The following is a 10504-nucleotide window of genomic DNA, read 5'->3' on the forward strand; positions in this document are numbered from 1 at the left end:
CCTCTCGCACCCCCGAACAGCAGGGGTTGCCGGACAGGTAGGGGAGTTCGCGATACCGAACACTCTGAGTACACACTTCGCGACCTCCCGTTTACTACGGTAGGCAACGGACGGTGACCCCACCAGGAGATTGCGTATATGCGACGGTCCCTTTAGGCACACAATCGGCCAGGGTTGAACAGGCGTGTGCAGGCGACTCGTCAGGACCGGTCGCGGGGGCCCGGTCGGAGGGCAGATCAAGAGGTGCGGCCCCTAGGGCCTCGGTTGAGGGTGACGGCCGGAGACGGCGACCGAATCGCGTGGAGGGCGGGGCGTCGAGTAGCGTTGCCGACCATGCGTCTCGTCATCGCCCGGTGCTCCGTCGACTATGCCGGCCGGCTCACCGCCCACCTTCCCTCGGCCCCCCGTCTGATCCTGGTCAAGGCGGACGGCAGCGTCTCGATCCACGCGGACGACCGGGCCTACAAGCCCCTCAACTGGATGTCGCCGCCGTGCACCCTCAAGGAGGGGGCGGGCGACGAGGAAGGCGTCTGGACCGTCATCAACAAGGCGGGCGAGAAGCTCATCATCACGATGGAGGAGGTCCTGCACGACTCCTCGCACGAGCTGGGCGTGGACCCGGGCCTGATCAAGGACGGCGTGGAAGCGCACCTCCAGGAGCTGCTGGCCGACCGTATCGAGACGCTCGGCGAGGGCTACACCCTGATCCGCCGCGAGTACATGACGGCGATCGGGCCGGTGGACATCCTGTGCCGGGACGCCGACGGCCGGACCGTGGCGGTCGAGATCAAACGCCGGGGCGAGATCGACGGCGTGGAACAGCTCACCCGCTACCTGGACCTGCTGAACCGTGACCCGCATCTCGCCCCCGTGCGCGGCGTCTTCGCGGCCCAGGAGATCAAGCCGCAGGCCCGCGTCCTCGCCACGGACCGCGGCATCGGCTGCACGATCCTGGACTACGACGCACTGCGGGGCGTACAGGACGACAAACTGCGCCTGTTCTGAAGGCACCGCGGTTCCAAAGGCGCCGCGGTTCCCAAGGCACCGCGGTTCCCAAGGCGCCGGGGTTCCAACAGCGCCGGGGTGTAAATCGGCGTCCGCCGCATCGACCGACGCCCGCCCCGTGTCCCGCCGCGACGGTGCACAGCCCGTGCGGCGGTGACCGGCGGTGCCGGACCGGCCTGAACCGGGTTCGGCACCGCCGGCCCGCACCATGATGGTTGAGCACCGTCGCGGCGGAAAACGGGGCGGGCGCGGGAGGCCGGGGTGACCACCGGAAGCAGGGCTGGCCGCCCGAAGCCGAAGCGACCACCCAAAGCCGGGGCAGCCACCCGAAGCCTCGGCGGCCGCCCAAAGCCGGGACAGCCACCCGAAGCCGAAGCGACCACCCAAAGCCGGGGCAGCCACCCGAAGCCTCGGCGGCCGCCGGAAGCCGAGGCAGCCACCCGAAGCCCAGGCGGCCGCCGGAAGCCGAGGCAGCCACCCGAAGCCCGGGCGGCCGCCGGAAGCCCGGGTAGCCGTCCGAAGGCCGGGCGGCCGCCGGGGTGGGGTGTTGGTGGGTTGTCAGATCAGCGTGCCGGTCGAGGTGCCGGGGGTGGTGCCCTCTGAGGCGCTCGATGTCGTCACCGTCGGGGAGTCGGACGTCGGGCCGCTTGCCGAGTCGGCTGTGCTGGGGGTGTCGGTCGGGCCCGACGACGAGGGCGAAGGCGACTCGCTCGGCGTCGGTGACTCGGACGTCTTCGAAGGGCTCGGTGAGACCGACTTCGAAGGCGTCGGCGTCGGAGTCGGCGACTTGGACGGCGAGTGAGTCGTACCGCCGCCCGACGATCCCTTCGTGCCCGTCGGCGTCTCCGAAGGCGTCGCCTCGTCCGACGGCGGTGTCGGGTCGTCCGACGTGCCGAGTGTGCCGTCGGGGCCGGGGTCCGTCGGTTCGGTCGTCGTCGTGCCCGTGTCCCCCGTGCCCGACGACTGCTTGGGGTCGGCGCCCAGGGTGCCGTCGCCCGTGCCCTCGCTCGCCGAGGGGTTGACGCTCACGTTGTTGGCCGGGTTGTCGGCGTTGTCGTGGGAGGTCATGCCGAGCCCCACCACCGTGCCGAGGACCGCGGTGAGGAGCACGCCCGAGCCCACCGCCACCACGTTGCGGCGGGCCATGCGGACGAGACCGCCGCCGCCCCGGGCCGACGGCGACTGCGCCGGGACGCGGCGGGTGACCAGCGTGTCCGAGATCGGGGAGTGGACGGCCGGGAAGGGCGTCGTGACGCCGCCCGCCGGGGATATGGACTCCTCGTGGCGGGCGTCGGGGATCTCGTCGCCCGCCATCGCGGCGAGGCCGGGAATGGCCTCGCCCGAGCGGTCGGCGACCAGCGCCAGCGCACGCCGGCCGGCCGTCGTACCCCGCTTGTCGGAGAGCGCCCCGCGCAGCCCGATGGAGGCCTCCAACTCGGCCCGGGCCCGGTCCAGCTGGCCACCGCAGAGCGCGAGTATCCCCAACTCATGGTGGAAATAGGCTTGTTCACCTACCTCGCCGGCAAGGCGGGCGGCCTCCGCACCGGCGCGCAGCGCGCGTTCCCAGGCGCTCCAGTGCAGCCCGGCCGCGAACGCGGGGGCGGCCGTGCGGGCCAGCCGTACCGGCGTGGACTCCTCGTCCTCGGCCGGGGGCACGGTGGCGGGCACAAGGACCGCCAGGGCGGCGAGGATCGCGTCCGCCTCGGCGCACACCCGGTCCGGGGTGACCGAGGGGTGCCCGGCCCACCAGGAGTAGTGCTGGCCGGCGGCGAGGGCCTGGACCTCGGTGTCGTCGGCGTATCCGGCGGCCTCCAGCTGCTGCTGGACGCCCGCGGCGAGCCGGTAGCGGGAGCCGACCGGGGAGACCAGTCCGCAGCCCGCCAGTTCGCCGAGGGCGGCGTCCGCGTGGGTGTCGCCGACGAGGGCGGGCAGATGGGCCTGGTGCGGGACCTCGCCGCCGAGGGCGACCGCGAAGCGCAGGGTGGCGCGGGCGGAGGCGCTGAGGCGGGCGGCGAGCAGCGGTGCGGGCGCGGCGGCCTCGCCGAGGGACGGCAGCGGGACCTCGTCGGCCACCTCGGCGTCGAAGGGCACGTCGACCGACATGTCGGACAGCTCGGACGCGAAGACGCCGAGCTCGTCGACGGCGCCGGTACTGGCCCGCAGCTGGTCGCGCTGGCGCAGCAGCGCGCCCGCCTGGACGAACCGCAGCGGCAGGCCCTCCGACTCGAACCAGAGGTCGCCGGCCCAGTTGGCCTCCTCCTCGCTGAGCACCCGGCCGACCGTGCGCTCCAGGATGTCCACGCCCCCGGCCCGCTCCAGGCCGCTGAGGAAGAGCTCCTCGACGGCGGATTCGGCGGTGGGAGCCGGCACGTCCGGGGTGGCGCCGATCAGGAAGGCGCACTCGGGGGTGGCGTCGATCAGCTCGTCGAGTCCGGAGCCGCCGAACTCGATGTCGTCGAGGACGACGACCGCGCCGATCTCACGGACCAGTTCGAGGAGCTCGTCGTGGTCGGGGCGGTGCCCCGGCGCCTTGTAGACGGCGTGGAAGAGATCGTGGAGCAGGTCCGCGGACGTGCGGTGGAAGCCGCTGAGGCGGACCACTCCGTCGGGGGCGAGGTCCGAGCAGTCGTCGGCGACAAGGTCGAGGAGCGCGGTGCGGCCGGAGCCCGAGGGGCCGGTGAGGCGGACGGAGCGGCCGCGGGCGAGGAGTCGTACCAGACGCTCGCGGTCGTCCTGGCGCTCCAGGAGCGGCAGCTCGGGCTGGGCGGGACCGGGCGGCACCGGCGGCCGGGCGGCGCGCTCGTACTCGGCGCGTTCGGCGGCGGTGCGCTTCTCCGGTCTGGCGGGACGGTCGGTCGGCGGGCAGGGTTCTATCTCGCTGCCGTCGACCGGGTTCACGGTCAGCAGGAAGTCGCCGGAGACCAGCCGCGCCGTGCGGACGACCGCCGGGGTGCTCTGGCCGAAGTCGTTGGTGAGGGATTCCCTCGGCGGGCGCTGGCGCGGCGTGGTGCCGTCGCCGCCATGGCCGTACGCCTCGGGTCCCGGGTTGATCGGGTCCATAGGTTCCTAGCCCCCCAAAAGCGTGGTGTGCCGTGAATGCGGGCCCCTCCCGGCCTTTTGCACACTGCGCTGTCGCTTCTGGTCCGGGCCCGCGCTCGAAGGGTGACAAGGCAGCGGGCGACCGAACCCTAAACCTTCGCACAGTATCTACGACAGTCCGGGGTACCGCGCCGTCCAAGACATCACAGTCTCGTGAGGATTGCGCCTGACATGCGCTTGTGCGCGGTCCGTCCGGGTCACCCCCGTCGCCCGGTGCGCACCGTGTCCCACCCGTTCGCTGCCGCACACCCGGTGCCGGTGCGGCTCCCCGGTCCCGGTGTCACACCCGGGGCAGCGACTCCACCCCGATTCCCCCCTCGATCGCCAGGATCCGGTGCAGCCTGGTGGCCACCAGCAGGCGCTGCATCTGCGGCGGTACACCGCGCAGCACCAGGCGGCGGCCGCAGCGGCCGGCCCGCCGGTGGGCCCCCATGATCACCCCGAGTCCGGTGGCGTCCCAGGAGTCCAGCTCGGACAGGTCCAGCACCAGATCGCCGACTCCGTCGTCGACGGCCGAGTGCAGGACCGTACGGGCGTCCGCCGCGCTGCGCACGTCGAGGCGGCCCCCGACGACCAGCTCGGCGTGGTCGCCCCTGATGTGCATATGCGCTCCCCGAGAGTGCGTGTCCTACTCCGTGAAAGTGATGTCCGGTGATGCAACCTCTGACTGCGTTCGACCGCCAGAGGTTGCCATCTGTAAGCGAACCGATACCGAATTCACCCCCGAGAGTGAAACTCCCGGGACTTGTGCGTTTTCGGAGGCGGTTCAGAGGCTCTACGTACTGATGTCTCAGTACGTGTAAAAGCCCTGCCCGCTCTTGCGCCCGATGTCACCGGCGTCAACCATCCGGCGCATCAGTTCCGGCGGGGCGAACTTCTCGTCCTGCGACTCGGTGTAGATGTTGCCGGTGGCGTGCAGCAGGATGTCGACGCCGGTGAGGTCCGCCGTGGCCAGCGGGCCCATGGCGTGACCGAAGCCCAGCTTGCAGGCCAGGTCGATGTCCTCGGCGGTGGCGACGCCCGACTCGTACAGCTTGGTGGCCTCGACGACGAGCGCCGAGATCAGCCGGGTCGTCACGAAGCCGGCGACGTCCCGGTTGACGACGATGCAGGTCTTGCCGACGGACTCGGCGAACTCCCGCGCGGTGGCGAGGGTTTCGTCGCTGGTCTTGTAGCCGCGGACCAGTTCCACGAGCTGCATCATCGGCACCGGCGAGAAGAAGTGGACGCCGACGACCCGTTCCGGGTGCTCGGTGGCGGCCGCGATCTTGGTGATCGGGATGGCGGAGGTGTTGGAGGCGAGCACGGCGTCCGGGCGCACGATCTTGTCGAGCGCGCGGAAGATCTCGTGCTTGATCTCCAGCTTCTCGAAGACGGCCTCGACGACGAGGTCGGCGTCGGCGGCCGCGTCCAGATCGGTGGTCGTGGTGATCCGGGCCAGGGCGGCGTCGGCGTCGTGCGCCTCCAGCTTCCCCTTGCTCACGAACTTGTCGTACGAGGCCTGGATGCCCCCGACGGCACGGTCCAGCGCCTCGTCCGTGACGTCACGCAGGACCACGTCCCAGCCGGCCTGCGCGGCGACCTGTGCGATGCCGGAACCCATCAAGCCGGCACCGATGACGGCAAGCTTCCGTGCCACTCCACTCCCCTTACACGCTGTTTAGGTATGCCTCTTGGGCGGGACCCTAGCGCTCGTGAGGGGCCGGGAAACCCGGTAAGTAATGCGTGTCACGGTCTCAGGGCGTGAGACAACCGTCACGTCTTGTCAGCCGTGCCCCGCGGCATGGTTCATTACGCGCCACGTCCTGATCGCCGGAGCCCTCGCGACACTCGCCGTGACGGTGGGCACACGCGTGTTCCGGACCGCCGGAGCGTAACTACGCTGGCCGTATGGTCAATCTGACGCGCATCTACACCAGGACCGGCGACCAGGGCAGCACCGCCCTCGGGGACATGAGCCGGGTCGCCAAGACCGATCTCCGGATCGCGGCGTACGCGGACGCCAACGAGGCGAACGCGGTGATCGGGACGGCGATCGCGCTGGGCGGGCTGGACGAGGAGGTCGTCAAGGTGCTCACCCGGGTGCAGAACGACCTCTTCGACGTCGGCGCGGACCTGTGCACGCCCGTGGTGGAGAACCCGGAGTTCCCGCCGCTGCGGGTCGAGCAGTTCTACGTCGACAAGCTGGAGGCGGACTGCGACCGCTTCAACGAGGGGCTGGGGAAGCTCCGTTCGTTCATCCTGCCCGGCGGTACCCCCGGCGCGGCCCTGCTCCACCAGGCCTGCACGGTCGTGCGGCGGGCCGAGCGGTCGACCTGGGCCGCGCTGGAGGTGCACGGCGCCCAAGGGAAGGACGGCGGCATGAACCCGCTGACCGCGACCTATCTCAACCGGCTGTCGGACCTACTGTTCATCCTTGCCCGGACGGCCAACAAGGACGTCGGCGACGTGCTGTGGGTCCCCGGCGGGGAGCGCTGACCCCGGCTCCCCCGGATCCGGCTCCCCCAGGTCCGCCGTCCCGTCCGGCCGCTTCTTCGGCCAGACCACGTACGTCAGCGCGACCAGGCCGTGGAGGCCGACGGCCCTGAGCGCCACCCACTGGAAGGTCCGCGGGGACGAGGTGTCGCCGTCGCCGACGTACCGGATCGCGGCCTGGAGCAGCGCGCAGGCGACCGCCGCCATCAGGACCGTGCGCAGCCACAGGCCGCCCTCGTGGCGGGCGCGCGCCATGCCGTAGCGGGGCGGCTTCGGCGGGCGCGGGGCACCGGCCAGGCGGTGTGCCGCGTGGCCGTCCAGCCAGCGGATCGTGTAGTGGCCGTAGGCGACGGTGAAGCCGATGTAGAGCGCGGCCAGGCCGTGCTCCCATCCCCTGGATCACCGGGCTGCTCACGGTGGCCGCGACGCTGGTGCCGTTCGCGGTGTGGCGGGTGCCGGAGGCGCTGCTGATCGGGGTGGTCACCGGGATCGTGGCGTTCGGCCCGGCGGCCACCGGCTGGATCGTCCGCGACCACCGGGACGCCGCGGTGGCCGCCGGGCTGCGCGCCGAACAGACCGGGCTGCCGGCCATGGGGGTCCCCCATGCCCTTGAGGCTATGGGGGGGGAGGACCGGGTCCAGGCGGTCACCGCGGAGGGGGCGCGGACGGGGCGGGATCTGCACGACCTGGTCGCGGCCCACCTGTCGGCGATCGCCCTGCACTCCACGGCCGCGCCGTCGATCGACGAGCCGGGCACCTCGAAGGAGGCCCTGACCGTCATCCGGGAGAACAGCGTGGCCGGTCTGGCGGAGATGCGGCGGCTCATCGGCATCCTGCGGGAGGCGGGTGGCGGGTGGCGGGTGGCGGGTGGCGGGTGGCGGCGACCAGGAGCCCACCGCCACCCCGTGTCGGCGACCCGGGAGGTGGTCGCGGAGGGCCTCGCGGACGTCCTGGTGCTGACCACCTTCGACCTCGACGAGTACGTGTTCGGGGCGTTGCGGACGGGGGCCGCCGGGTTTCTGCTGAAGAACACGGACGCGCGGGACCTGCTGACGGCGGTGCGGACGGTGGCGCGGGGCGAGGGGATCGTCGCCCCGGCGGTGACCCGGCGGCTGATCGCGGAGTTCGCGGCCGGGCCGGTGCGCGGGCCGAGGGCCGGTCCGGCCGTGCTGGACGCGCTGACCCGGCGGGAGCGGGAGGTGCTGGGGTGTCTGGGTGAGGGGCTGTCCGACGCGGAGATCGGGGTCCGCCTCGACATGGCCGAGGCCACGGTGAAGACACACGTCAGCCGGTTGCCGGCGAAGCTGGAGCTGCGCAGCCGGGTGCAAGCTGCGGTGCTGGCGCAGGAGTTGGGGATCCAGTCCCGTTTCAGCAGAGTGGTCCAGACCTATTGACCGGTGGTCCAGACCTTTCTATTCTCGCGGCACTGTGGGCGCGAAGGCTCAGTCGTGCCCCCCAACTCCCCAGAGGAGGCGCAGGATGCGCTTCAGACACAGAGCCGCGGCAGGGTTCGCGACACTGTTGCTCCCCCTGGCCGGCCTGGTCGGCCTCGCGGGCCCCGCCCAGGCCGCGACGGCCGCCACCGCCACCTACACCAAGACCTCGGACTGGGGCACCGGCTTCGGCGGCCAGTGGACCGTCAAGAACACCGGCACCACGTCGATCAGTTCCTGGACCGTCGAGTGGGACTACCCCTCCGGGACCTCGGTCACCTCCGCCTGGGACGCGGACGTCACCTCTTCCGGCACCCACTGGACCGCCAAGAACAAGTCTTACAACGGCTCCATCGCCCCCGGCGCCTCGGTCTCCTTCGGCTTCAACGGCGCGGGCTCCGGCGCGCCGAGCAACTGCCTGCTCAACGGCGCCAGTTGCGACGGCGGCACCACCGTCCCCGGTGACGCGGCGCCTTCCGCGCCCGGCACCCCGACCGCGTCCGGCATCACCGACACCTCGGTGAAGCTGAGCTGGTCCGCCGCCACCGACGACAAGGGCGTCAAGAACTACGACGTGCTGCGCGACGGCAAGGTCGTCTCCACCGTGACCACCACGTCGTACACCGACACGGGTCTCACGGCCGGCACCGACTACTCCTACACCGTCCAGGCCCGCGACACCGCGAACCAGACCGGTCCGGTCAGTGGCGCGGTCTCCGTGCACACCACCGGCGGGACCACCACTCCCCCGACCACCGGCTCCAAGGTCAAGCTCGGCTACTTCACCGAGTGGGGCATCTACGGCCGTAACTACCAGGTGAAGAACCTGGTGACGTCCGGCTCCGCGGCGAAGATCACCCACATCAACTACGCCTTCGGCAACGTCACCAACGGGCAGTGCGCGATCGGTGACGCCTACGCCGACTACCAGAAGACGTTCACCGCCGACCAGTCGGTCAGCGGCGTCGCCGACACCTGGGACCAGCCGCTGGCCGGCAACTTCAACCAGCTGCGCGAGCTGAAGGCCAAGTACCCGAACATCAAGATCCTCTGGTCCTTCGGCGGCTGGACCTGGTCCGGCGGCTTCGCCCAGGCCGCGGCCAACCCGACCGCGTTCGCCGACTCCTGCTACAACCTGGTCGAGGACCCGCGCTGGGCCGATGTCTTCGACGGCATCGACATCGACTGGGAGTACCCGAACGCCTGCGGGCTGAGCTGTGACACCAGCGGGGCCGCGGCCTACAAGAACCTGATGGCCGCGCTGCGCGCCAAGTTCGGCTCGAACAACCTGGTCACCGCGGCCACCACCGCGGACGGCACCTCCGGCGGCAAGATCGACGCCGCGGACTACGCGGGCGCGGCCCAGTACGTCGACTGGTACAACGTGATGTCGTACGACTTCTTCGGCGCCTTCGACGCGGACGGCCCGACCGCCCCGCACTCCCCGCTCACCACGTACACCGGCATCCCGACGCCCGGCTTCACCACGGCCGACGCGATCGCCAAGTTCAAGTCGAAGGGCGTGCCCGCGAGCAAGCTGCTGATCGGCATCGGCTTCTACGGCCGCGGCTGGACGGGCGTGACGCAGGACGCGCCCGGTGGTACGGCCACCGGTCCGGCGCCGGGCACCTACGAGCAGGGCATCGAGGACTACAAGGTGCTCAAGACCTCCTGCCCGGCCACCGGCACCGTCGCGGGCACCGCGTACGCGCACTGCGGCAGCAACTGGTGGTCCTACGACACTCCCTCGACGATCGCCGGGAAGATGAGCTGGGCCAAGACCCAGGGTCTCGGCGGCGCGTTCTTCTGGGAGTTCAGCGGTGACACCAGCAACGGCGAGCTGGTGAGCGCCATCAACTCCAACCTGTAGTAAAGCGGGACCCCCACCCAGCGGGTGAACGTGGCTACGCCACGTTCACCCGCTGTCCGGGCGGGGCTGCTTCCAGCCACGCGAGGAATCCGGTCAGCGCGTCGTCGCTCATGGCGAGTTCGAGGCGGGTGCCGCGATGGACACAGGTGAGGATCACGGCGTCGGAGAGCAGGGCCAGTTCCTCCTCGCCCTCCGGGAGGCGGCGGCCGGCCACCTCGATCCGGTCGCGTTCCAGGACCCGGCGGGGCCGGTAGGCGTAGGAGAAGACCCGGTACCACTCGACGCTGTCGCCGTTGTAGCGGGCCACGCCGTAGCTCCAGCCCTTGCCGCTGGTGTCCGTTTTCTCGGGGACGTCCCAGCGCAGCGAACAGTCGAAGGTGCCGCCGGAGCGCTGGATCAGTCTGCGCCGCAGTCCGAACAGGAAGAGTCCCACCACCACGAGCGCGACCACGATTCCGCACACAGTCAGAGCGAGGACCATCGGCACCGACCTCCTCGTCTCCTAGGTAATGGAACGTAAAAAGACCCAGATCTACCTCAGCCGCGGGGGGGGGGGGGGGGGGGGGGGGCCGGGGGGGGGGGGGGGGGGGGGGAGAGAAAAAAAAAAAAGTTTAAGGGGGGT

At 71.1% G+C, this 10504-nt stretch carries 8 protein-coding genes and 1 pseudogene; 4 read left to right on the top strand and 5 right to left on the bottom strand.

The features are described 5' to 3' along the window. Window positions 1-333: 333 nt before the first annotated feature. On the top strand, window positions 334-1005 hold the full coding sequence (gene nucS / locus ACZ5K7_RS45575) for an endonuclease NucS (protein WP_453382518.1): 672 nt from the start codon (window positions 334-336) through the stop codon (window positions 1003-1005). 558 nt (window positions 1006-1563) lie between these two features. Here the strand turns inward: nucS and ACZ5K7_RS45580 are convergent. From ACZ5K7_RS45580 to ACZ5K7_RS45590, 3 genes are all read right to left on the bottom strand, one after another. Next, entirely contained in the window at window positions 1564-4065 is a 2502-nt protein-coding gene (locus ACZ5K7_RS45580) for an ATP-binding protein (protein ID WP_468923968.1), read from the bottom strand. Window positions 4066-4384: 319 nt separating this feature from the next. Further along, on the bottom strand, window positions 4385-4708 hold the full coding sequence (locus ACZ5K7_RS45585) for an STAS domain-containing protein (protein ID WP_186284954.1): 324 nt from the start codon (window positions 4706-4708) through the stop codon (window positions 4385-4387). A 186-nt stretch (window positions 4709-4894) separates the two neighbouring features. Beyond that, a complete protein-coding gene (locus ACZ5K7_RS45590) occupies window positions 4895-5743 on the bottom strand; it encodes a 3-hydroxyacyl-CoA dehydrogenase family protein (RefSeq protein ID WP_351710518.1) in 849 nt (282 codons plus the stop codon). Window positions 5744-5994: 251 nt separating this feature from the next. On the opposite strand from ACZ5K7_RS45590, the gene ACZ5K7_RS45595 reads away from it, so the two are divergent. Next, window positions 5995-6582 (top strand): cob(I)yrinic acid a,c-diamide adenosyltransferase, encoded by a 588-nt coding sequence (locus ACZ5K7_RS45595; RefSeq protein WP_468923973.1) that lies wholly within the window; start codon window positions 5995-5997, stop codon window positions 6580-6582. Here ACZ5K7_RS45595 and ACZ5K7_RS45600 read toward each other — a convergent pair. Continuing rightward, a pseudogene (locus tag ACZ5K7_RS45600) lies at window positions 6508-6972 on the bottom strand (hypothetical protein); the annotation flags it as partial. The gene ACZ5K7_RS45595 and the pseudogene ACZ5K7_RS45600 sit on opposite strands and share 75 nt — an antisense overlap. A gap of 197 nt (window positions 6973-7169) precedes the next feature. Between ACZ5K7_RS45600 and ACZ5K7_RS45605 the strand changes: the two are divergent. After that, a complete protein-coding gene (locus ACZ5K7_RS45605) occupies window positions 7170-7973 on the top strand; it encodes a LuxR C-terminal-related transcriptional regulator (RefSeq protein ID WP_468923984.1) in 804 nt (267 codons plus the stop codon). A gap of 85 nt (window positions 7974-8058) precedes the next feature. After that, complete coding sequence (locus ACZ5K7_RS45610; protein WP_468923976.1) at window positions 8059-9882, top strand: glycosyl hydrolase family 18 protein; 1824 nt, start codon at window positions 8059-8061, stop codon at window positions 9880-9882. A 34-nt stretch (window positions 9883-9916) separates the two neighbouring features. Here ACZ5K7_RS45610 and ACZ5K7_RS45615 read toward each other — a convergent pair whose 3' ends face one another. Next, the gene (locus tag ACZ5K7_RS45615) at window positions 9917-10363 is read right to left on the bottom strand and encodes a DUF2550 domain-containing protein (protein WP_351710512.1); all 447 of its coding nucleotides are present in this window, start codon (window positions 10361-10363) and stop codon (window positions 9917-9919) included. Between the last annotated feature and the right edge of the window lie 141 nt (window positions 10364-10504).

It is taken from the genome of Streptomyces sp. NPDC031497, assembly GCF_055580905.1.

Bases quoted from the DNA above. Each gene is read 5' to 3' on its own strand.
- nucS (WP_453382518.1), top strand. From the start codon at position 334: ATGCGTCTCGTCATCGCCCGGTGCTCCGTCGACTATGCCGGCCGGCTC.
- ACZ5K7_RS45580 (WP_468923968.1), bottom strand. From the start codon at position 4,065: ATGGACCCGATCAACCCGGGACCCGAGGCGTACGGCCATGGCGGCGAC.
- ACZ5K7_RS45585 (WP_186284954.1), bottom strand. From the start codon at position 4,708: ATGCACATCAGGGGCGACCACGCCGAGCTGGTCGTCGGGGGCCGCCTC.
- ACZ5K7_RS45595 (WP_468923973.1), top strand. From the start codon at position 5,995: ATGGTCAATCTGACGCGCATCTACACCAGGACCGGCGACCAGGGCAGC.
- ACZ5K7_RS45605 (WP_468923984.1), top strand. From the start codon at position 7,170: ATGGGGGTCCCCCATGCCCTTGAGGCTATGGGGGGGGAGGACCGGGTC.
- ACZ5K7_RS45610 (WP_468923976.1), top strand. From the start codon at position 8,059: ATGCGCTTCAGACACAGAGCCGCGGCAGGGTTCGCGACACTGTTGCTC.
- ACZ5K7_RS45615 (WP_351710512.1), bottom strand. From the start codon at position 10,363: ATGGTCCTCGCTCTGACTGTGTGCGGAATCGTGGTCGCGCTCGTGGTG.